The following is a 25776-nucleotide window of genomic DNA, read 5'->3' on the forward strand; positions in this document are numbered from 1 at the left end:
CCGATGACCGGGCAAATTGTATTCGACCCGCTGTTGCCGTGGTGGATAGTCGCCGCTTTGGCTGCCCTGGCGCTGGGCGGGGCCTTGTTGGCGCTGTGGCGCGGGTTGTCGGGCTGGGCCTTGCGGCTGTTGGCGGGGGCCGTGGTGGTCGCGGCGCTGGCGCAACCGTCCTACCAGATCGAGAACCGCGCGCCCTTGTCGGATATCGTGTTGATGTTGGTGGATCAAAGCGCCTCGCAACAACTGGCTGAACGGGCCGGGGTGACAAGCGACGCGGCCGATGTGCTGGAGGCGCAGTTGAACGCCCGCGCCAATACCGAAGTGCGGCGCATTGCGGTGGGCGATGGCGATGGCGACGCGGGCACGCAGTTGATGACCGCGCTGTCGGCGGCGCTGGCCGAGGAACCGCGCGGGCGGATCGCCGGGGTGTTCCTGCTGTCCGACGGGCGGCTGCACGATCTGGAGCGCGCGCCCGACCTGCCGGCACCGATGCATCTGCTGCTGACCGGGCGCGAAACCGACTGGGACCGGCGGCTCATCGTGCGCAATGCCCCGGCCTTTGCGATCCTGGGCGAAGAGGTGCAGCTGACCCTGCGGGTCGATGACGATGGCGCGGCACCGGGGGATAGGGCGACGGATCTGCTCATCTCGGTCGACGGGGCCGAACCGCAACGCTTCAGCGTGCCGATTGGCGAAGACCTGTCGTTGCCGATCACTCTGCCGCATGGCGGGCTGAACGTGATCCAGTTCACCGTGCCTACGGCGCAGGGCGAATTGACCGACCGCAACAACACGGCGCTGGTGCAGATCAACGGTGTACGCGACCGGTTGCGCGTCTTGCTGGTCAGCGGCGAACCCCATGCGGGCGGGCGCACCTGGCGCAACCTGTTGAAGTCGGATTCCAGCGTGGACCTGGTGCATTTCACCATCCTGCGGCCTCCGGAAAAGCAGGACGGTGTGCCGGTCAACGAACTGTCGCTGATCGCCTTTCCGACGCGCGAATTGTTCCTGGAAAAGATCGACGATTTCGACCTGATCATCTTTGACCGCTACAAGCGGCGCGGCATCCTGCCCTCGGTCTATTTCGACAACATCCGCAATTATGTTCAGAATGGCGGGGCTGTGCTGGTGGCGGCGGGGCCGGATTTCGCCAGTGCGGACTCGATCTATCGTTCGCCCCTGGCCGAGGTGCTGCCGGCCGAGCCGACCGCCCATGTGTTCCAGAAGGGGTTTCGCCCCAAGGTTACCGACCTTGGCGAAAAGCATCCCGTGACGGCCGGGCTGCTGGGGGCCGAAACCTGGGGCCGCTGGCTGCGCCAGATCGAGGTGGAACCCGATCGAGGCGATGTGGTGATGTCTGGCGCTGACGACCGGCCGCTGCTGGTGCTGGACCGTGTCGGCGAAGGGCGCGTGGCGCTGCTGGCCTCGGACCAGGCGTGGCTGTGGTCGCGCGGGTTCGAAGGCGGCGGGCCGCAGCTGGAACTGCTGCGGCGGCTGGCGCACTGGATGATGAAGGAACCCGAACTGGAGGAAGAAACGCTGTGGGCCGAGGCGACCGGTCAGACCATGCGCATCATCCGCCGGTCGCTGGGCAGCGACGTGGGCACGGTGACCATCACCCGCCCCGATGGCACCACCGACGAGGTGACGCTGCAAGAGGTCACTCCGGGCCGCTTCGAGACCCTTTACGAAGGCCCGAACATCGGGTTGTACCGGCTGGAAAAGGGCGACCAAAGCGCGGTGATCGGACTTGGCCCCGCCGCCCCGCGCGAATTCGAACAGACGATCGCGGGCAGCGAGGCGCTGGAGCCGCTGATCGACACGCTGCGCGGCGGAACGCCCCGGCTGGAAGACGGCGTGCCACAGATCCGAACCGTGCGGGCCGGTCGCCCGGCCGCGGGGCGCGGCTGGATCGGGATCACCCCGCGCGAGGCCTATGAAACGCTGGATGTGCGGCAATCGCCGCTGCTGCCGGCCTGGCTGGTGCTGCTGCTGGCGTCGCTGCTGATCGTCGGGGCCTGGCTGCGCGAAGGCCGCAGCTGAGGGAGACTGTATTTTTCTCCGAAAGATGTAGTGTCCGTCAGTGGCGCCCGAACCACGGGACCAACGCCATCAATCGCCTGACACAGGGCGGTTTCATCCAGCTGTCATGGAACCGTCATGCCCTTGTCACCCGGCGTGGCCAATCCGGCAAGGAACCACCATGACAGGGGATCCCCATGAACCGACTGCTTTGCCTGACCAGCGCGCTTGCCCTGACCGCAGGCTCCGCCAGCGCCGAGATGGCGTTCAACCGCATCGCCTCTTTTGCCACGCCGCTGAACATGGCGCCCGGTCAGGACCGGACCCGCGAAACCAGCGCCGAGATCATCGCCGCGACCGCAGACGGCATGACGCTGGTCTATACCGACAGCCCCCTGCAGGCCCTTGGGAGGATCGACATCCGCGACCCCGCCAACCCGCAACCCTTGGGCAATATCGCGTTGGAGGGTGAGCCGACCTCGGTCGCGGTGCTGGGGCAGACCGCCTTTGTCGGGGTGAACACCTCGGACAGCTACACCGCGCCGTCGGGGCATCTGGCTGTGATCGACCTTGCGCTGGGGCAGGTCACTGCGCGCTGCGATCTGGGCGGCCAGCCCGACAGCCTGGCCATCGCCCCGGACGGCAGCCAGATCGCCGTCGCCATCGAGAACGAGCGCGACGAGGACAACGGTGATGGCCGCACCGGGCAACTGCCCGCCGGTTTCCTGGTAATGGGTCCGCTGCCGGGCGGCACGCTGGACTGCGGCGCGCTGATGCAGGTGCCTCTGACCGGCCTTGCCAGCGTGTCGCCCGAAGACCCGGAGCCCGAGTTCGTCGACATCAACGCCCTGGGCGAGGTGGTCGTGACCTTGCAGGAGAACAACCACATCGTCGTGGTCGGGCCCGATGGCCAGGTCCGCAGTCATTTCCCCGCCGGCTCGGTCGATCTGGCGGGGATCGACGCCCGCGATGATGGCGCACTGGTCTTTGACGACGCCCAACCCGGGCGGCTGCGCGAACCGGACGCGGTCAAGTGGATCGACGACGACCATTTCGCCACCGCCAACGAAGGCGACATGGACGGCGGATCGCGCGGCTGGACGATCTTTGCCAAGGACGGCACGGTGATCCACGAAAGCGGCGCCAGCTTCGAACGGGCCTTGGTGCAGGTTGGCCACTATCCCGACAAGCGGTCGGATGCGAAGGGGGTGGAACCGGAATCTATCGAAACCGGCCGTTTCGACGGCACTCCGCTGGTCTTTGTCGGGTCCGAGCGCGGCTCGGCCATCGGGGTTTACGATGTGTCGGACCTGTCCAACCCTGTGCTGATGCAAATCCTGCCGTCGGGGATCGGCCCCGAGGGGTTTGTCGCCCTTCCGGAACGCAACCTTTTGGTTTCGGCCAATGAAACCGACCTGATCGAGGATGGCGGCGCGCGCGCCCATGTGATGATCTTTGAACGGCAAAACGACCCGGCGGCCTATCCCATGCTGACCTCGCAGGGGGCAGAGCCGTTGATCGGCTGGGGTGCGATTTCGGGCATGGTCGCCGACAAGGACGGGATCGTCTGGGCGGTGACCGACAGCGTTTACAGCGCACAGCCCAGCATCCTTCGGATCGACACCACGCAGACCCCGGCGCGGATCACTCAGGCGCTGCGTATCCACGGCACCGATGCCGGGCTGGATCTTGAGGGCATCACGCTGGACGGTCAGGGTGGGTTCTGGCTGGCCTCGGAAGGGCGCAGCGACCGCGACATTCCCCATGCGCTGTATCATGTCGATGCCGCCGGGGCGGTTCTGGAACAGATCCCCCTGCCCGATGCACTGATCGCCGTCGAAACACGCTTTGGCCTTGAAGGGATCACGCGGGTCGGGGACCGCCTGTGGATGGCGGTGCAGCGCGAATGGGGCGACGATCCGGCCGATCACGTCAAACTGCTGAGCCTGGATCTCTCCAGCCGCACATGGGGCGGCGTGCTGTACCCCAAGGCGCAGTCTGACGCAGGCTGGACCGGGCTGTCGGAAATCACCGCCCATGCCGGGGATTTTTACGTGATCGAACGCGACAACCTGATCGGCGACGCGGCTGTGACCAAGACACTGTACCGCATTCCCGGCGACCAGATGCAGCCCGCCCCCCTTGGCGCCCCCCTGCCCGTGGTCAGCAAGCAGCAGGTCCGCGACCTGATCCCCGACCTGCGGCGCTTTGGCGGCTATGTGGTCGACAAGATCGAAGGGTTGGCCATTTTTGAGGATGGCACGACATGGATCAGCACCGACAATGACGGCGTCGACGACAGCTCGGGCGAGACGCTGTTCTGGAGCATTGGTCGCCTGTGATCGCGGGCGCATGGGCCTGCCCCCGGTGATCGGGGCGGGCCGTCAGGGGGTGATCAGGGCGGGCAGCGTTTCGGCCAGCAGGTCCCAGACGATCCGGACCCGGGGGTTGGTGCGCAATTCGCGGTGCGCCACCAGCCAGACCGGGTAATCGAACCGGACCTCGGGCAGCACCCTTTGCAGGCCCGGATCGGATTCGCCCAGCCCGCAGGGTCCCACCCCAAGGCCCAGACCGGCCCGCGCCATTTCCCAATGCACCGGGTGGGTGTTGGCGATCACCGGGAAATTCGCCTTGGTCACCGGCATGCCGCGCCCGGTCAGCGCCGCGATGAAATTGGCGTTGTCGTCCAGGCCGATGATCTGCGCGCCTGCCAGGTCGTCCTTGGTCCGGATCGGGTTGGCGCGCGCCAGGTGGTCGGGCGTGGCGTAGAAACCGCCGTGATCCTCGGCCACCAGCTTGCCGATCAGGTCGGGCTGGTCGGGGCGCGTGTTGCGAATGGCGATGTCGGCTTCGCGCCGTTTCAGATCGCGGATCGCGTTCGAGGCGACGATTTCCACGGTGATGCCGGGGGCCAGATCGCGCAGTTGGCGCAGGATCGGCGGCAGCAACCACGACGAATAGATTTCCGAAGCGGTGATGGCGACATTGCCTTCGATCTCTTGCGCCTGGCCCGAGGCGGCCAGCGACACGGCGGCGGCGGCTTCGCCCATGGCGCGGACATGGTCCATCAGCTGTGACCCGGCGCGGGTCAGGACAAGGCCGCGGCCGACCCGTTCAAACAGCATGACGCCCAGTTCATCCTCGAGCGCGGTGACCTGCCGGCCCAGTGTCGGCTGGGTCATGCCCAAAGCCCGCGCCGCCGCCGAAAGAGAGCCCTCTTCGGCGGTGACAAGGAACGCCCTTGCGCGGTTCCAATCAAAAGTGACCGAGCGCCAATCCATGCGCTATTGCATGGTTTGCGGGCGGGCTTTGTCAATCTCTTTCACCGCTGCGCGGGCGGTGCATCGCTACGCAAATGACCCCGGGGGCAAAACCCCCGGGGCCTGTCATCCGGTCAGGGATGCGTCAGTTGACTGCCTTAGCGTCAACCACGTCTTTTTCGATCTTGGCCGCCGGTTTGGCGATTTCGATCTGGCGCGGCTTCAGCGCCTCGGGGATTTCCCGTTGCAGATCGATGTGCAGCATGCCGTCCTCGTGGCTGGCGCCCATGACGCGGACATGATCGGCCAGCTGAAAGCGCCGTTCAAAGGCGCGGGTCGCGATGCCGCGATGCAGGTAGGTCCTGGCCTCGTCCTCTTCGGCCTTGCGGGCCGAAACGACAAGCGCCTGATCCTTGACCTCGACCGACAGATCCTGATCGGAAAAACCGGCCACGGCGATCGAGATGCGATAGGCGTCGTCGGCGGTCTTTTCGATGTTGTAGGGCGGATAGGTCTGTTGGCTGACGTCATTGGCAAGCACGCGGTCCATCATGTCCGCGATCTGGTCAAAACCAACGGTTGCCCGGTACAGCGGGGCAAAATCAAAGTGTCGCATGGGAATCCTCCATCTGAGCGATACCGAAAGTGCGGCGCCTTCCCACATGGGACAGGCGTCTGAGTTGCGCCGGGGCCCGATCATCGGCACCCCGGTCCCTGAAACATGGGGAAGGGAATTTTCGGTTTCAAGGCCCGGGGTGGTCATGACGCGCGCGCCACTTGTCCGCAGCGCGGCCCGCCTAACGGGGGTGTCACCCTAGGGCTTGATGAACTTGGCACCGGTATCGTTGCGATCCCCGGCCGATTGCCGCACCAGGCCCGAACTAAGCCCCGCACCGCCCTGAACCATGGCGCGCAACTGTTGCAACGGGCCTTCCAAGGCGGTGGCCAGCGAAATCGGCGTGCCGTTCGACTGGTCCTTGGCCTTGGCGGACACAACCGACACGATCCGCGCCTTGCCATCCGCGCCAAAGCTGAACACCGGCGATCCCGAGGCACCGAAATCGACCTCGCACGACAGGATCAGGATCCCCTCTTGCCGCGAAATGACGGTGCACAGATCCTGTAGCGAAGGCGCCTCGGACCGGTTGTGGGCGTAGGACACGACCCCGACCCTGTCGCCCTTGTCCGGGCGGGCATCGGTTTCGAAAGGTTCGATCGTGGTGTTGCGGATCGGGTGCTGCAATTCCAGCAGGGCCAGATCCTTGCGCACGCGGTTGGTGTCGGTCACGCCGGAATAGTTGTAATCGGGCAGGTGCACGGCCTGCCGAATGCGGCGGTAGGTCGCCGCGCGGCCGTTGCGCCACCCGGCAAGAAACTGGATGTCATCGGTGGCCACCCGCGCGCCGCTGACCGGGTCGAACAGGCAATGCGCCGCCGTCAACACAAGGTCCGGCGCGATCAGCGCGCCGGTGCAAAAGGCATCGCCCGGAATTTCGAGCCTGCCGACGGCCTCCCACATGCGGCCGTCCTGGCGACTTTCCATGGAAAAAAGGCCCTGGGCATGGGCAGAGACGCCCCAGAAAAGGGCAAGAATGACCAAAATACTGCGCACGTGTCCGTTCCACCGCTTTTGCCTAGATCTCTAGATGCAGGGTGCGGCGAAAATAGGGCAAGCCCGTTTTTGACGCGTCCGCGTTATTGCCCGAAAGCGTCGCCCAGAGCACGCGGTTTCGGCCCGCCCGTCGCCCAGTCCAGCAGTTCGACGGTGTGGACGATGGGCACATCGGTGCCCGACCCGATCTGCATCATGCAGCCAATGTTGCCAGCGGCGATGATCTGCGGCTGCTTGGCCTCAAGCGTGCGGACCTTGCGCGCCTTGAGCTGCTGGGAAATCTCGGGCTGAAGCAGGTTGTATGTCCCGGCAGAGCCGCAGCACAGGTGGCTGTCAGCGGGTTCCACCACCTCAAAGCCCGCGCGTTTGAGCAGGGTTTTCGGGTGGGTCTTGATCTGCTGGCCGTGTTGCAGGGAACAGGCGGCGTGATAGGCGACGCGCAGGCCCTTGGCCGGGCTTTCGGGGATGTCCAGTTTCATCAGCAGTTCGCTGACATCCATGGCAAGGCCCGCGATCTGCGCCGCATCACCGGCCAGCGGATCGGTGCGGAACATGTGCCCATAATCCTTGACCGTGGTGCCGCAGCCGCTTGTGTTGATGACGATGGCGTCAAGGCCGCTGCTGTCAATCTCGGCCTTCCAGGCCTTGATATTGGCGGCGGCGCTGGCGTGGCTTTGATCCTCTTTGCCCATGTGATGGGTCAGCGCGCCGCAACACCCGGCACCCTTGGCCACGACCACCTCGCAGCCCAGGCGGGTCAGCAGGCGGATGGTGGCATCGTTGATATCGGTGTTCAGCGCCTTTTGCGCACAGCCGGTCATCAGGGCGACGCGCATCTTTTTCGGCGCCTTGGGGGCAAAGCTTTGCGGGTCGTCGTTGCGGCTGACCGGGGGGATGGTTTTGGGAGCCATGTCCAGCATCGCTTTCAGGCGCGGGTCGGGCATGAAGCGTGCCAGCGGTCGCCCGATCCTGGCCCCCAGAAGGGCAAGGCGAAAACGCGTCGGATGCGGGATGATCCGGGCCAGAATCCAGCGCAGGGCGCGGTCGGACAGCGGCCGCTTATAGGTCTTTTCGATATAGGCGCGGGCGTGGTCGACAAGATGCATGTAATGCACACCCGACGGGCAGGTTGTCATGCAGGCAAGGCAGGACAGACAGCGGTCGATGTGCTTGACGGTCTTTTCGTCGGGCACGCGTTCGTTTTCCAGCATGTCCTTGATCAGGTAGATGCGGCCGCGCGGGCTGTCCAATTCGTCGCCCAGCACCTGGTAGGTCGGACAGGTGGCGGTGCAGAACCCGCAGTGCACGCAGGTCCGCAGGATTTCATTGGCGCGGGCGGTACCGGGGTCTTTCAACTGGTCGGGGGTGAATGTCGTCTGCATGTCAAACCATCAATCGGGCCGTGGCCAATCCGAACCACGGGAGCGTCGTTGTCAAAAGGGCGATCACGATCAGCCAGCGTCTTGCGCGCGGGGCGGAGAGACGACGGCTGAGTGCCAGGGCAACCATGCTGACCGCCAGAACCCAGGCCAGCCACAGCGCGATCAGCGACGGGATGGCGCTGCCCTGTTGCAGGCGCAGCGCGGCGGTGACCGCTGCAACAACGCCCGCCCCCAGCAGCAACAGGGACTGCGGCCTTGCGGGCAGGCGCAGGGCCAGCGCGCAGATCAAGGGGCCAAAGATGAAACTGGCCACAAAGGCCCCAATGGTCAGCATTTCGGTCATGCCATCAGCCCCGGATTCAGGATGCCCTGAGGATCGAACCTTTGCCGCAGCCCCTTTGACAAGGCCGCAATCGGCGCCGGTTCAGGATGGAACACCGGCAAGGCGCGGCGGCTGTCCTTGCTGCCCCGGATCAGCGTGGCATGGCCGTCAAAGGCCCCAAGGCCGGCGCGCGCATCCGTGCCCTCGGGCAGGCGCGCCCAGATCAGCCCACCACCCCAGTCATACATCAGCGCGGCGCTGCCAAGGCCCGCGGCAAGGTGCGGCGCCTCGGACGGCTTGCAACTGATCCGCCAGACATCGCCGGGGCCGTCCTGGATCGGGGCGGCATCACGCACCTTTTGCCAGGCGGCGGCGACCTGTTCGGGATCACTGTCGATGCGCAGCGACAACCCATCGAACATCTTCGACAGCTGCTCGGCGCGGTAGGCAACGGACCGGGCAAACCCTTCGATGCGCAACAGGGTCACGGCGGCCGCTTGCGGCCCGGCAGGAACATGCGCCGCACCGCTGATATCGAAGGGCGAGCCAAGCGCCCGCGCCATGACGGCAACCGCCTCGGCATCGCCCAGCCCCTCGATCTCCAGACTGGCCGCCGCCTCCGGCTTGGGCAGTACCTTCAGGCTGACCTCGCTCAGCACGCCAAGGGTTCCCCAACTGCCGGCCATCAGCTTGACCAGATCATAGCCGGTGACGTTCTTCATCACGCGGCCGCCATTCTTGATCACCTGCCCGGCCCCGTCGACAAAGCGCACGCCCAGCAGGAAATCGCGACAAGCGCCGGCCTGGATACGGCGCGGACCACTGACATTGCCCGCCACGACACCGCCAATCGTCGGCGTGCCCGTGGTGCCCAAAAGCCCGCGATGATCCATCGGCTCAAAGGCCAGCCTCTGCCCCTCGGCCTCCAGCGCCGCCTCGATCTCGGCCAAAGGCGTGCCCGCCCGGGCCACAAGGGTCAGCGACCCCGGCTCGTACAGGGTGATCCCCGACATCCCCGTGGTTTCCAGAACCGCGCCCGTCATCGGCCTGCCGATGGCCCGCGTGCCGCCGCCCCGAACATGCAACGGACCGCTGGCCCCGGCGATTATTTCGGCCAGCTCGGCTTCGCTCTCAGGTCTCATGGATGCCTCTTGTTTCTTTGTGCTGCAAATATCCCGGGGGTTTGGGGGCTGGCCCCCAATCATTCCGCCGCCAGGGGCGCCGCCCGCCGCGTGGACGAGGCCGCAAGCGGGAACACCTTGGCCGGGTTCAACAGCCAGGCAGGGTCGAACACGTCCTTCACCGACATCTGCGCCTCAAGGTCGACGGGGTCGAACTGCGTGACCATCAGGTCGCGCTTTTCGATCCCGACGCCGTGTTCGCCGGTCAGGCAGCCGCCGACCTCGACGCAAAGCTTGAGGATCTCGGCCCCGAATTCCTCGCACAGCTCCAACTGCCCCGGCTCATTCGCATTGAACAGGATCAGCGGGTGCATGTTTCCGTCGCCCGCGTGGAACACGTTGGCCACGTCCAGCCCGAACTGTTTGGACATTTCGCCGATCCGGCGCAGCACGTAGGGCAGTTCCGACACCGGGATCGTGCCGTCCAGGCACATATAATCGTTGATGCTGCCCATGGCGCCAAAGGCGGATTTGCGGCCCAGCCAGATGCGCGCGGCCTCGTCTGCGGTCTTGGCCTCGCGCAGTTCCACCGGGTTGTGGCGGTTGGCGATGTCCTTGATCTTGGCCAGTTGTTCGTCGATCTCGGCGGGGCTGCCTTCGACCTCGACGATCAGCAGGGCCTCGCAATCGGGATAGCCGGCCTTGGCGAAATCCTCGGTGGCGCGGATGCAGGGCGCGTCCATGAATTCGATCGCCACGGGCAGGACGCCCGCCTTGATGATGTCGGACACGCAGGCCCCGGCGACCTCGTTGCTGTCGTAACCGATCAGCACGGGCCGCGCGCCTTCGGGCTTGCGCAGGATGCGCAGGGTCGCCTCGGTCACCACGCCCAATTGCCCTTCCGAGCCGCAGATCACGCCCAGCAGGTCAAGCCCGCCGGAATCCAGATGCGCGCCGCCGATTTCCACGACGGTGCCGTCCATCTGCACCATGGTCACGCCCAGCAGGTTGTTGGTGGTCACGCCATATTTCAGGCAATGCGCCCCGCCCGAATTCATCGCGATATTGCCCGCAATCGCGCAGGCCAACTGGCTGGAGGGGTCGGGCGCGTAGAAAAAGTCTTCCTCCTCCACGGCGCCGGTCACCGACAGGTTGGTGCGCCCGGTCTGCACGCGGATAAAGCGGTTGTCGTAGTCGGTTTCCAGCACCTCGTTCATCCGGGCGACGCCCAAAATCACGCTGTCAGCGGTGGGCAGCGCGCCACCCGCCAGCGATGTCCCCGAGCCGCGCGGGACGACGGGAACGCCCTCTTCGTGGCAAATCCGCAAGACATCGGAAACCTCTTTCGTCGAAGATGGCAGCACGGCGACCAGCGGCGGGCAGCGATAGGCGGTCAGCGCGTCACATTCGTAGGCGCGCGTCTCGGCGATATCGTCGATCACCGCGTCGGCGGGCAAGACGCTGCGCAAACGGTCGACGATGCGCGCTTTGCGCGCCAGGATGCGGGCATCGGGTTCCGGCATTTGCATCGGTCGTCTCCTTGTGCAACCCACCACAAAAACGGGTAATTGGTAAATTTATATAACCAAAAGCGGCTTTTTGCGAGTCCCAAATCGCCGCATGGTTTCGCTGTCCCTTGCACTTTGCCTGCCTTCGGGGTCAGGTGCGAGCATGTCATGGGTCAAGATCATACATATTCTTTGCGTGATGGGGTGGATGACCTCGATTTTCGCGGTGCCGCGCGCCATCATCTATTGGAAGCGCGAGCATGAAAAGCTGGGCGAAAACGGGCCTTTGGGCGACCTGACCTATCGGTTGTACCGGTTTTCCTTTGGTCTGGGGATCATCGCGATCATCACCGGAACATGGTACGGGCTGTGGCTGGGATGGCCCACCTGGCTGCACCTCAAGGTGACGCTGGTGGTGCTTTTGGCCGCGCATTACCTGTGGACCGGGCGTCTGGTCAAACGCGCCCAGCGCGGGGTTTTCACCGAATCCGACATGTACCTGCGCATCTTCAACGAAGTCAGCGTGATTGGCACCATCGCGATCCTTTGGGTCGTCGTGGCGCAGCCGTTCTGAGCCATGAACATCGCCGAACGCCTCGCCCTGTTTTCCATGCTCGACTATGTCGCCGTGGGGCTTTTAGCCGTGCTTTGGCTGGGGTCGACGCATCTGATCGAACATTCGCCCAAGGTGCGGCCTTCGACCTCTAGCCTGATGGCGCAGTACCGGCGGGAATGGATGGTGCAGTTCGTGCACCGCGACCCACGGATATTTGACAGCCAGATCATCGCGCAGTTGCGGCAGGGCACGGCGTTTTTCGCATCGGGCAGCATGATCGCGATTGGCGGGGCGCTGGCGCTGCTGGGCAATGCCGAACGGCTGCGCGGCGTCGCCGAAGAGTTGACCCAGACCGATGCGCCGCTGATCGTCTGGGAAATCAAGCTGTTCCTGATGGTGCTTTTCGCCGCGAATGCGTTTTTGAAATTCGTCTGGTCGCATCGGCTGTTCGGCTATTGCAGCGTCCTGATGGCGGCGGTGCCGAATGATCCGGGCGACCCGGTGGCTCTGCCCCGCGCCACCAAGGCGGGCGAGATCAACATCATCGCGGCGCGCGCCTATAATCGTGGGCTGCGGTCGGTCTATTTCGGGATCGCCTCGGTCGCATGGCTGGCCGGGGCCCCGGCGCTGATCTTGGCCGGGCTGTTCACCGCCGGGGTGATCCTGAGGCGCGAATTCGCCTCGCAGTCGCGCGAAGTTTTGCTGGCAATGACGGACAGCACAAAGACGTGATTTTGCCTGCAGGCGCGGCCTGATAGGCTGCTCCCATGAGATATGCCCTGATCCTCATCCTGTCGGCCAGCGTCGCCCGCGCCGACCCGCCCGAGGTTGTCGATGTGCAGGTCACCCTGCAAGGCGGTCAGGCCCGGCTGGCGGTAACGCTGCTGCATCCCGATACCGGCTGGGATCATTACGCCGATGGCTGGCGGGTCGAAACCGAGGATGGCGTGGTGCTGGGCACCCGTGTTCTGGCGCATCCGCACGAGACCGAGCAGCCCTTTACCCGCGCGCTGGGCGGCGTGACGCTGCCCGAGGGCGTGACCACCGTCTATATCCGCGCCAAATGCCTGATCGACGGCTGGAGCGATGCGCGGACCCCGGTGCCGCTACCCTAGCAGTCGCGCGATCATCTCGCTGTCCGGATCGGCCAGCGCGTCGATCACGTCGAAATGGTGTTTGCCCGGCTCGACCACGGTGGCGCAGGACCACGCCTGACCCAGACCCCGGGCCTGCTCGACAAAGGCAGGGCGTTCGTCGGCGCCGACCCAGACGGTAACAGGCACGTTTGGGGCGGGATGCAAGGCGGGGCTTTCGGCCTGCGCCTCGGCCATGTCGATTTTCAGATCCCGGTTCATCGAGGTTTGCATCAAGGGCCGCAGGTCCGCGACGGGCGAGATCGGCATGACATGCGCCAGACGGGCCTGCACATCGGCGGGCAGCACGGCGTCTTCGGCCATCCGCGCCACCAGATGCCCCCCGGCCGAATGCCCGACCAGCCGGATCGGCCCGGGCAGCTCGTGCGCGATGACGGAAATGGCCTGCGCCACCTGCCGGGTGATGTCGGAAACGCCCACGCGCGGGCACAGATCATAGGACGGCATGGCCACTGCCCAGCCATGCGCCAGCGCCCCTTCGGCCAGATGCGACCAGTACGAGCGGTCGAATTTCAACCAATAGCCGCCGTGCACAAAGACGACCAACCCCTTGGCCGCCCCGTCCGGCAGGAACAAATCCAGCGCCTGCCGGGTTCCGTGACCGTACATCAACCCCAGCCGGGTCTTACCCATGACCGCCAGTCGTTTGCGAAAGGCATCGGCCTTTGCCTCCCACCTTGGGGGGAAATTTTCGGCACCCTCGATATGGGCACCATTGGCATAGGCGTCATCTAGTTCCATGAAAAACCTGTGTCTGGGTCTATACAATCACTTCATCAAATGATCTGCCTCTTGCCAAGAGAACAATCGCATCAAGGAGGATCACATGTCTGATCAGGCCACAAATCTCAAAAGCCTCTTGAAGGATCCCAGCCTTCTGGAAACCCGGTCGTATGTGAACGGCCAATGGATCGACGGGGACGGCACCTTTGACGTGACCAACCCCGCGCGCGGCGATGTGATCGCGCAGGTCGCGAACCTGTCGCGCGCCGATGTGGCGGGGGCCATCGACGCCGCCTATACCGCGCAAAAGGACTGGGCCAAGTGGACCGGCAAGGAACGCGCCGCCGTGATGCGCAAGTGGTTCGACCTGATGATGGCCAACCAGGACGATCTGGGCACCATCATGACCGCCGAACAGGGCAAGCCGCTGGCCGAGGCCAAGGGCGAGATCGCCTATGGCGCCGCCTTCGTGGAATTCTTTGGCGAAGAGGCCAAGCGGATTTACGGCGAAACCATCCCCGGCCATCAGCGCGACAAGCGGATCACGGTGCTGAAACAGCCTATCGGGGTTGCCGCGTCGATCACGCCTTGGAACTTTCCCAACGCCATGATCACCCGCAAGGCCGCGCCGGCGCTGGCCGCTGGCTGCGCCTTTGTCGCCCGTCCCGCCGCGGAAACGCCGCTGTCGGCCATTGCGCTGGGTGTGCTGGCGGAACGTGCCGGTATCCCCGCTGGCGTGTTCAACGTGGTCACTTCGTCCCGGTCGTCCGACGTGGGCAAGGAGTTCTGCGAGAACCCCAAGGTGCGCAAGCTGACCTTTACGGGATCGACCGAAGTGGGCCGCATCCTGCTGAAACAGGCCGCCGATCAGGTGATGAAATGCAGCATGGAGCTGGGCGGCAATGCGCCGTTCATCGTGTTCGACGACGCCGATCTGGATGCCGCCGTCGAAGGCGCGATCCTGTGCAAGTTCCGCAACAACGGCCAGACCTGCGTCTGCGCCAACCGCATCTATGTGCAGGCCGGGGTCTATGACGCCTTTGCCGAAAAGCTGAAGGCGCGGGTCGAAAAGATGAAGGTGGGTGACGGGCTTGAGGCCGGAACCGACCTTGGCCCGCTGATCAATTCAGACGCCATCGTCAAGGTGCAGGAACATGTGGCCGACGCCACGTCCAAGGGTGCCAAGGTGATCCTGGGCGGCGGCGATCCGATCCAGGGGCCGGGCTATTTCCTGCCCCCGACCATCGTGACCGGCGCGACGCAGGACATGGCCTTTTCCAAGGACGAAACATTCGGGCCGCTGGCCCCGCTGTTCAAGTTCAAGGACGAGGACGAGGTGATCGAGATGGCCAATGACACCATCTTTGGTCTGGCGTCGTATTTCTACGCCAAGGACCTGAGCCGCGTGTACAAGGTCGCCGAGGCGCTGGAATACGGCATCGTCGGCGTCAACACCGGCATCATTTCGACCGAGGTCGCGCCCTTTGGCGGGGTCAAGCAATCGGGTCTGGGCCGCGAAGGATCGCACCACGGCATCGAGGACTACCTCGAAATGAAATACGTCTGCATGAGTGTCTGACCATGGCCGCGGTGGACCTGCTGACCGAGGATGACCCGCCCACGCCCGCGCAGCTGTCTGCCTGGCGCGAGGCGGCGCATTCCGGCACGGGGACACCGTGGCTGCGGGCCGATCAGGCCGATGTTCTGGCGCGCTTTGCGCTGGGACTTGGCGAGGGCGTGTCGCTGATGGAGGCGGTCGCGCCCCGCTTTCGCGAACCTCCGCGCGATGTCGGCTGGGAAATCCTGGGTGATGATCCGGCGGGGGAAAACTGGGCCGATCATCGCGACCCGCAGCGCGCCTATGCCCTGCTGCTGCGCAAGCTGACGCAGGCCCAAGCCGACGGCGCGCGGCTGCATTACAAGATCTGGCTGAGACGGGCCGGTGGCTGAGCCACGGATCGCCCGGCTGTACCTTTACCCCGACCTGCGCCGCAGGGTGCAGGCCGGAAAACCCGGCTTTGTCACCACGCTGTGCGCGGTGCTGCGGGCGCAGGGTTTCGAGGTCTGCCTGAACGGCGATACCCCCGAGGATCTGCGCGCCGCCAAAGGCCACCCCGGCTATGCCATCGTGCGGATGACCGACCCGCCGACGGAGCGCGGGGTGACGTTTCGCCGGACTTATTTCGCCCCCTTTTGGCATATCGAGCGCAGCGCCGCGCGCTGGGACTGGCCCGTCGCGCAGGCGCGGTTCGATCCCCGGGGCGTCAAGCCACACAAGGCCGCGCGGCTGCTGGCCAACCTGCGCGCCCGGCATTTTCCGGGGGTGACGCCCGGCAGGGACGGGCATGTGCTGATCGCCTTGCAGGGGCGGCTGCTGGAAAGGCGCGGCTTTCAATCCTGCACGCCGTTGCAGATGATCGAAGCGGTGCTGGAGCACGACCAGACCCGGCACATCCACGCCACGCTGCACCCGCGCGAAACCTACACCGCGCACGAGATGCAGGCGCTTGAGGCGCTGACCCGCCGCTTTGCCCGCCTGACCGTCGGAATGGGGGGATCAGACCGGGTTTTGCCGGGGTGCGATTACGTGGTGACGCAGAATTCGGCGGTCGCCTTTGCGGGCTATCTGCTTGAAAAACCGGCGGCTTTGTTCGGGCAGATCGACTTTCACCACATCGCGGCCAATGTTCACACCCTTGGCGCGGAACAGGCGCTGCACAGCGTCCCGGACATGCGGCCGGACTTTGCCGCCTACCTATGGTGGTTCCTGCGCGATCACGCCATCGACGACAGCCGCCCCGACGCGCAGGCCCGCATCACGCAGGCCCTGATCCGCGCCGGGTGGCCGCTGGATTGACCCTATTGCCAAACCCCGATCAAAGGCGCATCGTGCCGCCGGGCTGGCGATGGCGTCGCCACTAAACAAGCCCCTGATCCGTCCTGAACGCCGGGACCTTGCTTTGCCGTCGCGGTAGGGGAAGGGTCCCCTGCCCGCGCTTCTCAGGAGGGTTTCATGGAACGTCCCCAGCAGTACCGTTTTCACCAGGGCGACAAGGTTTTGCCCTTTGCCGCCGACGAATATGACGCGCGCCTTGCTGGCCTGCGTGAACGCATGGAGGCGGCAGGCGTACAGGCCTGCGTGCTGACCTCGATGCACAACATCGCCTATTACTCGGGCTTTCTGTATTGTTCGTTCGGGCGGCCCTATGGCCTTGTTGTCACGGACAAGGAAAGTGTCACGATCAGCGCGGGTATCGATGCGGCGCAGCCGTGGCGGCGCTGTCATGGCGACAACATCACCTATACGGATTGGCAGCGGAACAACTATTGGCGCGCCATTGAATCGGTGATCGGCAAGGGCAAGGTCATCGGCTATGAGGGCGATCACCTGACGCTGGTGCAGCGCGATCTGCTGGAGGATTTCCTGCACCCCGCCGCGACGCTGGACATTGCCCCGGCCACCATGCTGCAGCGGATGCACAAATCACCGGCCGAAATTGCCCTGATCCGGCAAGGGGCGCAGGTCGCGGACGTCGGCGGTTACGCGATAAAAGACGCCATCAAACAAGGCGCCCGAGAGATCGACGTCGCCATGGCGGGACGCGATGCGATGGAGCTGGAGATCGCCAAACGGTTCCCCGATGCCGAGTACCGCGACACCTGGGTCTGGTTCCAGTCGGGCATCAACACCGATGGCGCGCACAACCCCGTCACCGCGCGGCAGTTGCAGCGCGGCGATATCCTGTCGCTGAACACCTTTCCGATGATCTCGGGCTACTACACCGCGCTCGAACGCACGCTGTTCGTGGGCGAGGTCGACCCGGCATCGCTGAAGATCTGGGAGGCAAACGTGGCCGCCCATGAATACGGGATGAGCCTGCTGAAACCCGGGACGTCCTGCGCGCAAGTCACGGAAAAGATAAACGAATTCTTTGCCGAGCGGGACCTGCTGAAATATCGCACCTTTGGCTATGGCCATTCCTTCGGGGTGCTGTCGCACTACTATGGCCGCGAGGCGGGGCTGGAACTGCGCGAGGATATCGACACGGTTCTGGAACCCGGAATGGTGATCAGCATGGAGCCGATGCTGACCCTCCCCGAGGGTACCCCAGGCGCCGGTGGATACCGCGAGCACGACATTCTGGTGATCACCGAGGACGGCAACGAAAACATCACCGGCTATCCCTATGGGCCGGGCTTCAACGTGGTCGGTTAAGGCACAGGGCGCCCCGGGTCACATCGGGGCGCAACTTTTTCGTTGGAACGCTGTGAACCCGGATGTCTGCTGAGCGGACAAACCGCCAATTCGCTGCGTTTGCACCAAAGTCTGCTTAGGCCTTAGGCAATTCGTAGATTCCACCACCAACAGCCATCTGTGGGTCTTCCTTGAGCTCGTCCAAAAAGAAGTGGTGCTCTTTCAACATACCAAGAAGCATTTCGTCGCGTTCAGCGACTTCCGCCTCGGTCGCAACCGATGAAACCGATAAGTGCCGTACATGTGTGCTGACAGGCTCCCATTCAAATTCATCCTCGATTTTGCCTGCGCGAATAGCGGCATTCATGAGCGTCTCGTCCAATTTCTCGTAAGAAATTCGTAAGTGCTCAATTGCCGCCTCTTCGCTCTGTGCGACCACTGCTTCAAAGACTCTGAATGAAACCTTCGACTCCAGATTGAACCGCTCGCTTTCGATGACCCACCATTTCAAGTTTCTATCGAGTGAGGGCATAGGCTTTGATCGTCGGCCAAACCCCAACATGCAGCAATCTCCCAATTTGCGTTGCTCTCGCCTGATAACAGACATTCGTCTGTTGTGAAGCATCGGTCAACTTGGGCTCAAACCCGCCTTTCTGATTATTCACCGCGTCAAAGCGTTGACCCTCGTCGGGCCAACGCACAACTATACCTGATGCTGCTTGGTCTTGCCCTTCCTGTCGTGATCCTGCTGATCCTGTCCGTCCTTGTGACACGCGGGGTCGAGGCGCTGATGCCCGAAAGCATGGCCGGGATCGTGGCGACGCTGATCGTGTCGGCGCTGTTGATGTGGGGGATCGCCGCGGGTCTGTTCGCGGGGCTGTACCTGTGGCGGGGCGTGACGGTCGCGGCGGTGTTCGGCGCGCCCGAGGGCTGGCGGCATTTCCTTTGGCTGGGGGGCCGGGCGGCGCTGATCTGGGCACCACTGGTGCTGTTGGTCGTGGTCACGGCGCCGCGCCGCTGGAAAGAGACGGTCTGGTAATCCCGCCTGCCTCTTGATTTTCCCGCCCCATGCGGTCAGGTGAAGGGCGAAAGGTAGGCTCATGTTCGCGCTGTTGCAGCTCTTGGTCGTCGGGTTCGTGGTATTGACGGTGGTCTATGTGGCCCTGTCGATCTGGTCGCGCCGCGTGCGGCGGGCCAAGCTGATCAACGAATGGAACGACGAAGGACGCATCGGCGATCAGGACGCGTTTGTTCAGGACGGCCTGCAGGAGTATGACGAATCCCTGCGGCGCAAGCTGATCCTGGGGGTCTATGTGGTGCCGATCGTGGTGATCGGGACCATCATCTATCTGACGAATTTTTACTGAGGGGGCCGGCATGGTCTATGTGAAATGGACGTTTATCGCGGTCTTCTGGCTGCTGGTCGCGGCCTTCCTGCACTACACGCTGCCGCAGCACGACATTGCGCGGATCACCGACACCTATGAAAAGCGCATCGACCCGGGCGAAAACAGCTGGTTCTGGGCGCAGGCGGACGTGGGCACCGATGGCACGCTGGCAAACCGCGACGTGTTCTTCATCACGACGACGCAGGCGGATGGCGACGTGATGGTCTATCGCAACGAAGACACCGGTTGGGGCTGGCCGCCCTATTTCAAGTTCGACACCTCGAACCTGCAGGCCGAGGCGGCAGACCTGAAATCCACCGCCGCCGCGCCGCAGTGGGTGGTGATCAAGCATTACGGCTGGCGCAACGAATTCATGACGATCTTTCCGAACGCGATTTCGCTGCGGCCCGTCGACGATCCGAACATCCGGATCATTCCCTGGCTGAACATCATCATCCTGACGCTGCTGGCGGCGACGTTCTGGGCGCTGTGGGTGCGCTGGGTGCGGTTCCGCGAAAACCGCATCGACCCGGCATTGGAAAGCGTAGAGGATTCGGTGCATGAGGGTGGCAACCGGCTGCGCGGGTTGTTCCGGCGGAAATAAGGGGGCTGACATGCGGTTCGGAATTCTGGGTCTTGGCCTTTGGTTGCTGGCTGCCCCCCTGGCAGCGCAGCAGGACTGTGTCGACTTTCTGGGAAAATGCCATCGAACGGCCAGCAGTTTCGTCAGCCTGACCTTGCCGCAGGACGGCGCCGATCTGGGCGGGATCGGGGTGCTGGATTGGGCCGAAACGCTGGTTCTGACCGGACCCGAGGGGCAGCGCCCCACGGTGTCCATCGCGGCGCTGACCGAACTGCCGGAGCTGCAAGAGCTCACGCTTGAAAACCTGACCCTGTCCGATCCCGGCGCCCTTGCCGCCCTGCCGATTACCGAACTGCGGTTCAAGAACGTTGCCGCAGATGATTTTTCGGCCCTGGCGCAGATCGGAACCTTGCGTGATCTGGGATTTGTCGAAACGCCGGGCCTGCCCGAGCTTGACCTTGCCAGCCTGCCGCCGCTGGTCAGGTTCACGCTGGTCGATACCCCGATGCCATCGTTGGACGGGCTGGAGCGGCTGACCGATCTGGACAGCCTTGTTCTGGCCAATACCGGCGCGACGGACCTGTCCGCTTTGGCGGCGCTGAACCTGCGGCGCTTTATCATGCGCGGCGCGGGGCTGGACGATCTGTCGATGCTGTCGGGCAGCACCAACCTGCAGTTCCTGACGCTTAACCATTCCGAGGTCACGTCCCTGGACAGCCTGCCGCATGTCGAAAATCTATATAATGTCAGCGCGATGAACAGCGCGCTGACGGATGTTTCGGCGCTTGTGGCCGCCAAGAACCTGCGCTTTCTCGACCTGCGCGGCAGCAAGGTTGCGGATGTGACGGGGATCGACCACCTGCCGATGCTCGAGGAACTGGACCTGCGCGAAACGCCGCTGGCGGATCTGTCACCGCTGCGCAACCTGCGCGCGCTCGAACGGCTGTGGCTGACAGACAGCAAGGTGGCTGACCTTGGTCCGCTGGCTGGTCTGCCGTCGATCACCCAGCTGTCGATTTCCGGCCTTCCGGCCGAGGATGCCAGCGCCCTGGCGGCGCTGGACAAGGTGACGATCCTTTGGATGAACGACAACCGGGTGCCTGACCTGACGCCGCTTTTGGACATGGATGCCCTGCAGGCGCTGCGGATCGACGACGAACGCCTGGTCAATCGCGATCGTCTGGAAGAATTCATTGCTCAACGTGTCCTGCCGGACTAGGCGAAAGGCCCCGTAGGGCGGCGCCCCGCTGCTCCTAGCGTTTGCCGTAATACAGGCCGACCACATGCTCGGCCTCGGCGAAGAACAGCCAGCGGGCGGTCAGAACGCCCGCGATGTGGGCCAGCACCGCCAGCAGTGCAAGGATGTGGTTGAACGGCAGCGCCAGGAAAAGAATGGGCAGGGCCGTCATCAGGGTCAGGGCGATCACCCGCAGTTTCAAAGCGTGTTTGCGCGCGACGGTATAGACCATTTCGCGTAGCAGGTAGTTGTTGCCGGTATGCGGCGGCTCGAACGCGCGGGGGGTGCCGATGCTGCCCAGCCCGGTGGCCGTGGCCAGCGTAGTGCCAGAGCGCGCCAGACGTTTGTCGCCGTCGAGCCAGACGTAAAGCTGCGCCAGCCCCGCCAGCACCAGCGCCGCACCGGTGATTGCGACGCGGCCCGACAGCAGCGCGCCACCGGCGACAGACAGCAGCAGGAACAAGGCGGGCGTTGTCCAGTGGTGCCAACGCGGTACAGTTTTCAACTGAGCGTAGATCATCGAGGTGGCAAAGACGGTGCCAAGGCACAGCAGCGCCGAAAGCCAGCCAAGCGGCGCGATGTGCAGCCCAAAGATCAACAGCAGCGCGTGCAGGCCGGTGATCGTCAGCGCGGCCAGTGCGCCCCATGCCTCGCGCGAGAGCCAGCTGCTGCGCCATTGGGTAAAGGCCTTGAGCGCACGCTCGCGGCGGCCAAGGTGCAGCGCCGAGGCCAGAAGGCCGCCCACCGCCAGCACATAGCCGATCAGGTAAAAGGCAAAGGCGGTAAAGCCCGTGGGCGGTGTCGCGTCGATGCCCAGCCAGAACAGCAGGCCAAAGCCAAGGCCCGAGAAGGTCGTGAAAGCGATGATCGAAGGGGCTGGGTGCATCAGGTCGTCTTTGTCTTGTCGAAGGGGTGCGGGGCAGTGCCCCGCCCTGTGGATTGGTGTTGGGTGGGCTGGAGGCGGCGGCTGGGCATCAGAGTTTGTCCAATGTCCGGTCGAGCCAGCCCAGGAACCCGCGCGGTTCTTCGGCGACGGGTTGCAGGAAGGGGGCCAGAATGTCGACCTGCCCTTCCCATGTGTCCTTGGGTCGGGGCGGCAGGTATTTGTTGACGGGCTTGGTGCCCTGTTCGGGCATCAGATCGAACCCGCCTCGGTCCTTGACCAGCAGGCTGACGGCGCTGTCGGGATCGCTGAGATCGCCAAAGTGGCGCGCGCCTGCGGGGCAGGTGCGCACGCAGGCGGGCTGGCGGTCTTCCTCGGGCAGGTTTTCGTTATAGATTCGGTCGACGCAAAGGGTGCATTTCTTCATCACCCCCTCGGCGGCGTCGAGTTCGCGTGCGCCGTAGGGGCAGGCCCAGGCGCAAAGACCGCAGCCGATGCAATCGGATTCATTAACCAGAACGATGCCGTCCTCGACCCGTTTGTAGCTGGCCCCGGTGGGGCAGACGGTGACGCAAGGCGCGTCGTCGCAGTGCAGGCAGGATTTGGGGAAATGGACCAGTTGCGCGGGGCCTGTGTCTGGCTGCACTTCGTAGCTGTGCACGCGGTTGAGGAAGGTGCCGGTGGGGTCCGCGCCGTAAGGGTCCTGATCCGACAGCGGCGCGCCGTAGTTTTCGGTGTTCCAGCCTTTGCAGGACACCACGCAGGCGTGGCAGCCAACGCAGGTATCAAGGTCGATCACAAGGCCGAGTTTGCGGGTGGTCGATGCGGGAAGGTCGGTCATGTCAGCCTGCCTTTGCTGTGGGGCACAAGGTGGGTCAGGGATTGCGTCGCCTCTGGATTCCATGTGACGACGAACAGGACAAAGGACAGGACCACGGCAAGGAAAAACACCGCGATGCCGATCAACGTCAGTTTGGTTGCGCGGCTCATGGTGCCACCTTCCAGCGCAGGGCGTTGGGCGGTTTCGGCACCGGGCTGTCCTGCGCGGTAAAGCTGGGCAGGCTTTCGCCGGGGGCCTTGGATTTTTCCAGCCGCACGCGCAGGTCGAACCAGGCGGCCTGGCCGGTGATCGGGTCAGAGTTGGACCAGCGCAGCCCGTCGCCCTTGGGCGGCAGGAGTTCGTGGATCAGGTGGTTGAGCAGGAAGCCCTTTGTCGCCTCGGGGGCGCCCGGGTCAAGCGCCCAGGCGCCTTTGCGTTTGCCGATGGCGTTCCATGTCCAGACGGTGTCGCGGTTGAGCGCGGCCATATGGGCGGCGGGGACGGTGATTTCGCCGTGGCTGGAGGTGACGCGGACCCAGTCGCCATCGGTGAGGCCCAGTTTTTCCCACCAGAAGGTGGGCAGGTACAGCGGGTTCTGGCCGTGGATCTGCCGCAGCCAGGCGTTCTGCGAGCCCCAGGAATGGTACATCGCCATGGGGCGCTGGGTCAGGGCGTGCACGGGGAATTCGGCGGGGTCTTCGTGGGCGTCGGACAGCGGCGCGTACCAGATCGGCAGCGGGTCCATCGTCGCCTTGATCCGTTCGCGCAGGTGGTCGGGCGGCTGGTGGAGGCCTTTGCCCTCGGCCGCGGCCTGGAATTTGCGCAGCGGTTCGACGTAAAGCTGGAACGGGTAGGGTTGCGGCGCATCGCACAGGCCCATCTGCACGGCCCAGTCCTGATAGGCCGTGTTCCAGGGTTTGTAGTATTGCGCGCCTTCGGGAATGTGGAAGGAGGCAAAGCCGCCGTTGGCGATATAGCTGTCGATTTGCGCGATGTTGGGTTCGCCCCGGCCATGGGTCAGGCCATGTTCGCCCAGACGCCACCCGGCCAGCGGCCCGATGCCGGGCTTGCGCTGGTGGTTCTGGATGTAATCGGCGTAATCCTCGTAAAGCGGCGCGCCGTGTTCATCGGTAAAGCCCGGCAGCTGCATGCGGTTTGCAAGGTCGATCAGCACGGACTGGAACCCGCGCACGTCGCGGTCCGGTTCGACAACGGGCCAGCGGATCGCATCCCCGGCGGCGTCCGGTTCGGAAATCGGCCGGTCCAGCAGGGAAATGCAGTCGTGCCGTTCCAGATAGGTGGTGTCGGGCAGGATCAAGTCGGCGTAGGCAACCATTTCCGATGAATAGGCATCGGAATAGATGATGCGCGGAATGACATAGTCGCCGTTTGCATCGGTGTCGGTCAGCATCTGCATCACGGCGCGGGTGTTCATCGACGAATTCCACGCCATGTTCGCCATGTACAAGAACAGCGTGTCGATCTTGTAGGGGTCGCCCGCGTGGGCGTTCGAGATCACCATATGCATCAGCCCATGCGCCGACAGGGGGTTTTCCCAGGTAAAGGCCTTGTCGATGCGGATGGGGTTGCCCGCAGCGTCCAGCGCCAGATCGGCGGGGCCCTGCGGATAGCCAAGGTGCGGGCCGTCCAGCGGCGCGCCGGGGGTGGCTTTGAAATGCGGTTTGGGATGGGCTGTCGCGGGTTTGGGATAGGGCGGCTTGAAACGCATCCCGCCGGGGGTTTCGACCGCGCCCAGCAGGATTTGCAGGATGTGCAGCGCGCGGCAGGTCTGAAAGCCGTTGGAATGGGCGCTGATGCCGCGCATGGCGTGAAAGCTGACCGGGCGGCCCACCATGGTTTCGTGGTGATCGCCGCGAAAATCGGTCCAGGGCTGATCAATCGTGATCGCCTGTTCAAAGGCGGTGTGGGCAATCTCGGCGGCGATGGCGCGGATGCGGGCGGGCTCGATCCCTGTTTTGGGGCCGATCACCTCGGGGGCATATTGCGGATCAAGATAGCGCTCGGCGATCTTGTGCATGACGGCGGCGTGGGTCACGCCCGCCTTGCGGAAATGGCCGGTCAGGTCGGGTTTGACGCCGGGTTTGTCAAAGGCGGTCAGTTTGCCGGTGGTGCGGTCGATGACCTGCGGCTTGCCGTTCTCGTCGCGCAGGAACAACCCGTAGTCGGGCGATTTGGGATCGCCGTTCAGGATGACGGGGGCGTTGGTGAAACGGGCAAGGTAATCGAGGTCGATCTTGCCCGCCTTCAGCAGGCAGTGAATCAGCGACATGATGAACAGCCCGTCGGTGCCCGGCGTGATGCCGATCCATTCATCCGCCACGGCGTTATAGCCCGAGCGGATGGGGTTGACGCCAATCACCTTGGCGCCGCGTTCCTTGAGCCGTCCGATCCCCATCTTGATCGGGTTTGAATCGTGATCCTCGGCCACGCCGAAGATCATGAACAGCTTTGTATGTTCCCAATCCGGGCTGCCAAATTCCCAAAAGGCCCCGCCCATGGTGTAGATGCCCGCCGTCGCCATGTTGACGCTGCAAAACCCGCCATGCGCGGCAAAGTTGGGCGTGCCGAATTGCTGCGCCCAAAAGCCGGTGAAGGATTGCGACTGGTCGCGCCCGGTGAAAAACGCCAGCTTTTCCGGCGCGGTGTCGCGCAGCGGTTGCAGCCATGACGTCGCCATCTCCAGCGCCTCGTCCCAGGTGATTTCCTCGAACTCGCCCGATCCACGCGGGCCGACGCGTTTCAGCGGTGCGCGCAGGCGCGAAGGGGCGTTGTGCTGCATGATGCCCGCCGACCCCTTGGCGCACAGCACACCCTTGTTCACCGGATGGTCGCGGTTGCCCTCGATATAGGCGACCTTGCCGTCCTTCATGTGCACGTTGATCCCGCAGCGGCAGGCGCACATGTAGCAGGTCGTCTTGCGGATCTCGTCCGAGACGTGGGGCGAGGTGTCAAGCTGGGGCTGGGCCATCACTCTTGGTCCTTGGGTTCG

26 protein-coding genes are annotated in these 25776 nt (G+C 64.3%); 13 read left to right on the plus strand and 13 right to left on the minus strand.

Going from position 1 to position 25776, the window contains the following annotated elements:
• Nucleotides 1-3: 3 nt before the first annotated feature.
• Nucleotides 4-2043: a glutamine amidotransferase gene (locus QF118_RS02395; protein ID WP_282301047.1), complete on the plus strand. Its 2040-nt coding sequence runs from the start codon at nt 4-6 to the stop codon at nt 2041-2043.
• A 176-nt stretch (nt 2044-2219) separates the two neighbouring features.
• Nucleotides 2220-4364 (plus strand): esterase-like activity of phytase family protein, encoded by a 2145-nt coding sequence (locus QF118_RS02400; protein ID WP_282301048.1) that lies wholly within the window; start codon nt 2220-2222, stop codon nt 4362-4364.
• 42 nt (nt 4365-4406) lie between these two features.
• Here QF118_RS02400 and QF118_RS02405 read toward each other — a convergent pair whose 3' ends face one another.
• From QF118_RS02405 to QF118_RS02435, 7 genes are all read right to left on the minus strand, one after another.
• A complete protein-coding gene (locus QF118_RS02405) occupies nt 4407-5303 on the minus strand; it encodes a LysR family transcriptional regulator (RefSeq protein ID WP_282301049.1) in 897 nt (298 codons plus the stop codon).
• Nucleotides 5304-5427: 124 nt separating this feature from the next.
• Nucleotides 5428-5898, minus strand: coding sequence for an Hsp20 family protein (locus tag QF118_RS02410; RefSeq protein ID WP_282301050.1), 471 nt, complete (start codon nt 5896-5898; stop codon nt 5428-5430).
• Nucleotides 5899-6096: 198 nt separating this feature from the next.
• Nucleotides 6097-6825 (minus strand): trypsin-like serine peptidase, encoded by a 729-nt coding sequence (locus QF118_RS02415; RefSeq protein WP_282301051.1) that lies wholly within the window; start codon nt 6823-6825, stop codon nt 6097-6099.
• Between the two features lie 152 nt (nt 6826-6977).
• Nucleotides 6978-8276: a glycolate oxidase subunit GlcF gene (gene glcF / locus QF118_RS02420; protein WP_282301052.1), complete on the minus strand. Its 1299-nt coding sequence runs from the start codon at nt 8274-8276 to the stop codon at nt 6978-6980.
• A gap of 1 nt (nt 8277) precedes the next feature.
• Nucleotides 8278-8619 (minus strand): hypothetical protein, encoded by a 342-nt coding sequence (locus tag QF118_RS02425; protein WP_282301053.1) that lies wholly within the window; start codon nt 8617-8619, stop codon nt 8278-8280.
• Nucleotides 8616-9740 carry an FAD-binding protein gene (locus QF118_RS02430; protein WP_282301054.1) on the minus strand — a complete coding sequence of 375 codons (1125 nt, stop codon included), beginning with the start codon at nt 9738-9740 and terminating at the stop codon, nt 8616-8618. Before QF118_RS02430 ends, QF118_RS02425 begins: the two co-directional genes overlap by 4 nt.
• A 59-nt stretch (nt 9741-9799) precedes the next feature.
• A complete protein-coding gene (locus QF118_RS02435; RefSeq protein WP_282301055.1) occupies nt 9800-11248 on the minus strand; it encodes an FAD-linked oxidase C-terminal domain-containing protein in 1449 nt (482 codons plus the stop codon).
• 142 nt (nt 11249-11390) lie between these two features.
• Between QF118_RS02435 and QF118_RS02440 the strand changes: the two genes are divergently transcribed.
• The 3 genes from QF118_RS02440 to QF118_RS02450 are packed head-to-tail and all read left to right on the plus strand — an operon-like array spanning nt 11391 to nt 12898.
• Complete coding sequence (locus tag QF118_RS02440) at nt 11391-11801, plus strand: CopD family protein (protein ID WP_282301056.1); 411 nt, start codon at nt 11391-11393, stop codon at nt 11799-11801.
• Nucleotides 11802-11804: 3 nt separating this feature from the next.
• On the plus strand, nt 11805-12515 hold the full coding sequence (locus tag QF118_RS02445; protein ID WP_282301057.1) for a DUF599 domain-containing protein: 711 nt from the start codon (nt 11805-11807) through the stop codon (nt 12513-12515).
• A gap of 35 nt (nt 12516-12550) precedes the next feature.
• The gene (locus QF118_RS02450) at nt 12551-12898 is read left to right on the plus strand and encodes a hypothetical protein (RefSeq protein WP_282301059.1); all 348 of its coding nucleotides are present in this window, start codon (nt 12551-12553) and stop codon (nt 12896-12898) included.
• On the opposite strand, the gene QF118_RS02455 is transcribed toward QF118_RS02450, so the two are convergent.
• Entirely contained in the window at nt 12890-13678 is a 789-nt protein-coding gene (locus QF118_RS02455) for a hormone-sensitive lipase (RefSeq protein WP_282301060.1), read from the minus strand. The genes QF118_RS02450 and QF118_RS02455 overlap by 9 nt on opposite strands.
• A gap of 85 nt (nt 13679-13763) precedes the next feature.
• Here QF118_RS02455 and QF118_RS02460 point away from each other — a divergent pair, with 85 nt between their 5' ends.
• From QF118_RS02460 to QF118_RS02475, 4 genes are all read left to right on the plus strand, one after another.
• Nucleotides 13764-15239 carry an NAD-dependent succinate-semialdehyde dehydrogenase gene (locus tag QF118_RS02460; protein ID WP_282301061.1) on the plus strand — a complete coding sequence of 492 codons (1476 nt, stop codon included), beginning with the start codon at nt 13764-13766 and terminating at the stop codon, nt 15237-15239.
• A gap of 2 nt (nt 15240-15241) precedes the next feature.
• Nucleotides 15242-15610, plus strand: coding sequence for a hypothetical protein (locus QF118_RS02465; RefSeq protein ID WP_282301062.1), 369 nt, complete (start codon nt 15242-15244; stop codon nt 15608-15610).
• Nucleotides 15603-16517 carry a hypothetical protein gene (locus tag QF118_RS02470; protein WP_282301063.1) on the plus strand — a complete coding sequence of 305 codons (915 nt, stop codon included), beginning with the start codon at nt 15603-15605 and terminating at the stop codon, nt 16515-16517. The genes QF118_RS02465 and QF118_RS02470 overlap by 8 nt, the downstream gene beginning before the upstream one ends.
• Nucleotides 16518-16673: 156 nt before the next feature.
• Nucleotides 16674-17876, plus strand: a complete 1203-nt coding sequence (locus tag QF118_RS02475) for a M24 family metallopeptidase (RefSeq protein WP_282301064.1) — start codon at nt 16674-16676, stop codon at nt 17874-17876.
• 115 nt (nt 17877-17991) lie between these two features.
• Here QF118_RS02475 and QF118_RS02480 read toward each other — a convergent pair whose 3' ends face one another.
• Nucleotides 17992-18366: a hypothetical protein gene (locus QF118_RS02480; protein ID WP_282301065.1), complete on the minus strand. Its 375-nt coding sequence runs from the start codon at nt 18364-18366 to the stop codon at nt 17992-17994.
• 201 nt (nt 18367-18567) lie between these two features.
• Here QF118_RS02480 and QF118_RS02485 point away from each other — a divergent pair, with 201 nt between their 5' ends.
• From QF118_RS02485 to QF118_RS02500, 4 genes are all read left to right on the plus strand, one after another.
• The gene (locus QF118_RS02485; RefSeq protein ID WP_282301066.1) at nt 18568-18894 is read left to right on the plus strand and encodes a hypothetical protein; all 327 of its coding nucleotides are present in this window, start codon (nt 18568-18570) and stop codon (nt 18892-18894) included.
• A gap of 61 nt (nt 18895-18955) precedes the next feature.
• Nucleotides 18956-19222, plus strand: a complete 267-nt coding sequence (locus QF118_RS02490; RefSeq protein ID WP_282301067.1) for a hypothetical protein — start codon at nt 18956-18958, stop codon at nt 19220-19222.
• A gap of 10 nt (nt 19223-19232) precedes the next feature.
• Complete coding sequence (locus tag QF118_RS02495) at nt 19233-19847, plus strand: DUF1523 family protein (RefSeq protein WP_282301068.1); 615 nt, start codon at nt 19233-19235, stop codon at nt 19845-19847.
• Nucleotides 19848-19857: 10 nt separating this feature from the next.
• Nucleotides 19858-21045: a leucine-rich repeat domain-containing protein gene (locus tag QF118_RS02500; protein ID WP_282301069.1), complete on the plus strand. Its 1188-nt coding sequence runs from the start codon at nt 19858-19860 to the stop codon at nt 21043-21045.
• A 34-nt stretch (nt 21046-21079) separates the two neighbouring features.
• Here QF118_RS02500 and QF118_RS02505 read toward each other — a convergent pair whose 3' ends face one another.
• From QF118_RS02505 to QF118_RS02520, 4 genes are all read right to left on the minus strand, one after another.
• A complete protein-coding gene (locus QF118_RS02505; RefSeq protein ID WP_282301070.1) occupies nt 21080-21949 on the minus strand; it encodes a dimethyl sulfoxide reductase anchor subunit family protein in 870 nt (289 codons plus the stop codon).
• 88 nt (nt 21950-22037) lie between these two features.
• A complete protein-coding gene (locus QF118_RS02510; protein WP_282301071.1) occupies nt 22038-22787 on the minus strand; it encodes a 4Fe-4S dicluster domain-containing protein in 750 nt (249 codons plus the stop codon).
• Nucleotides 22784-22936: a hypothetical protein gene (locus QF118_RS02515; protein WP_282301072.1), complete on the minus strand. Its 153-nt coding sequence runs from the start codon at nt 22934-22936 to the stop codon at nt 22784-22786. Before QF118_RS02515 ends, QF118_RS02510 begins: the two co-directional genes overlap by 4 nt.
• Nucleotides 22933-25755, minus strand: coding sequence for a molybdopterin oxidoreductase family protein (locus tag QF118_RS02520; RefSeq protein WP_282301073.1), 2823 nt, complete (start codon nt 25753-25755; stop codon nt 22933-22935). The genes QF118_RS02515 and QF118_RS02520 overlap by 4 nt, the downstream gene beginning before the upstream one ends.
• Between the last annotated feature and the right edge of the window lie 21 nt (nt 25756-25776).

It is taken from the genome of Tropicibacter oceani, assembly GCF_029958925.1.
In the GTDB taxonomy this organism is placed as follows: Bacteria; Pseudomonadota; Alphaproteobacteria; order Rhodobacterales; family Rhodobacteraceae; genus Pacificoceanicola; species Pacificoceanicola oceani.

What these genes read in the sequence shown, in the direction of transcription:
- QF118_RS02465 (WP_282301062.1), top strand. Translation starts at nt 15,242, where the DNA reads ATGGCCGCGGTGGACCTGCTGACCGAGGATGACCCGCCCACGCCCGCG.
- QF118_RS02455 (WP_282301060.1), bottom strand. Translation starts at nt 13,678, where the DNA reads ATGGAACTAGATGACGCCTATGCCAATGGTGCCCATATCGAGGGTGCC.
- QF118_RS02475 (WP_282301064.1), top strand. Translation starts at nt 16,674, where the DNA reads ATGGAACGTCCCCAGCAGTACCGTTTTCACCAGGGCGACAAGGTTTTG.
- QF118_RS02440 (WP_282301056.1), top strand. Translation starts at nt 11,391, where the DNA reads ATGTCATGGGTCAAGATCATACATATTCTTTGCGTGATGGGGTGGATG.
- QF118_RS02415 (WP_282301051.1), bottom strand. Translation starts at nt 6,825, where the DNA reads ATGGAAAGTCGCCAGGACGGCCGCATGTGGGAGGCCGTCGGCAGGCTC.
- glcF (WP_282301052.1), bottom strand. Translation starts at nt 8,276, where the DNA reads ATGCAGACGACATTCACCCCCGACCAGTTGAAAGACCCCGGTACCGCC.
- QF118_RS02505 (WP_282301070.1), bottom strand. Translation starts at nt 21,949, where the DNA reads ATGCACCCAGCCCCTTCGATCATCGCTTTCACGACCTTCTCGGGCCTT.
- QF118_RS02510 (WP_282301071.1), bottom strand. Translation starts at nt 22,787, where the DNA reads ATGACCGACCTTCCCGCATCGACCACCCGCAAACTCGGCCTTGTGATC.
- QF118_RS02515 (WP_282301072.1), bottom strand. Translation starts at nt 22,936, where the DNA reads ATGAGCCGCGCAACCAAACTGACGTTGATCGGCATCGCGGTGTTTTTC.
- QF118_RS02500 (WP_282301069.1), top strand. Translation starts at nt 19,858, where the DNA reads ATGCGGTTCGGAATTCTGGGTCTTGGCCTTTGGTTGCTGGCTGCCCCC.
- QF118_RS02450 (WP_282301059.1), top strand. Translation starts at nt 12,551, where the DNA reads ATGAGATATGCCCTGATCCTCATCCTGTCGGCCAGCGTCGCCCGCGCC.
- QF118_RS02490 (WP_282301067.1), top strand. Translation starts at nt 18,956, where the DNA reads ATGTTCGCGCTGTTGCAGCTCTTGGTCGTCGGGTTCGTGGTATTGACG.
- QF118_RS02460 (WP_282301061.1), top strand. Translation starts at nt 13,764, where the DNA reads ATGTCTGATCAGGCCACAAATCTCAAAAGCCTCTTGAAGGATCCCAGC.
- QF118_RS02425 (WP_282301053.1), bottom strand. Translation starts at nt 8,619, where the DNA reads ATGACCGAAATGCTGACCATTGGGGCCTTTGTGGCCAGTTTCATCTTT.
- QF118_RS02400 (WP_282301048.1), top strand. Translation starts at nt 2,220, where the DNA reads ATGAACCGACTGCTTTGCCTGACCAGCGCGCTTGCCCTGACCGCAGGC.
- QF118_RS02435 (WP_282301055.1), bottom strand. Translation starts at nt 11,248, where the DNA reads ATGCAAATGCCGGAACCCGATGCCCGCATCCTGGCGCGCAAAGCGCGC.
- QF118_RS02395 (WP_282301047.1), top strand. Translation starts at nt 4, where the DNA reads ATGACCGGGCAAATTGTATTCGACCCGCTGTTGCCGTGGTGGATAGTC.
- QF118_RS02410 (WP_282301050.1), bottom strand. Translation starts at nt 5,898, where the DNA reads ATGCGACACTTTGATTTTGCCCCGCTGTACCGGGCAACCGTTGGTTTT.
- QF118_RS02495 (WP_282301068.1), top strand. Translation starts at nt 19,233, where the DNA reads ATGGTCTATGTGAAATGGACGTTTATCGCGGTCTTCTGGCTGCTGGTC.
- QF118_RS02485 (WP_282301066.1), top strand. Translation starts at nt 18,568, where the DNA reads ATGCTGCTTGGTCTTGCCCTTCCTGTCGTGATCCTGCTGATCCTGTCC.
- QF118_RS02405 (WP_282301049.1), bottom strand. Translation starts at nt 5,303, where the DNA reads ATGGATTGGCGCTCGGTCACTTTTGATTGGAACCGCGCAAGGGCGTTC.
- QF118_RS02445 (WP_282301057.1), top strand. Translation starts at nt 11,805, where the DNA reads ATGAACATCGCCGAACGCCTCGCCCTGTTTTCCATGCTCGACTATGTC.
- QF118_RS02520 (WP_282301073.1), bottom strand. Translation starts at nt 25,755, where the DNA reads ATGGCCCAGCCCCAGCTTGACACCTCGCCCCACGTCTCGGACGAGATC.
- QF118_RS02430 (WP_282301054.1), bottom strand. Translation starts at nt 9,740, where the DNA reads ATGAGACCTGAGAGCGAAGCCGAGCTGGCCGAAATAATCGCCGGGGCC.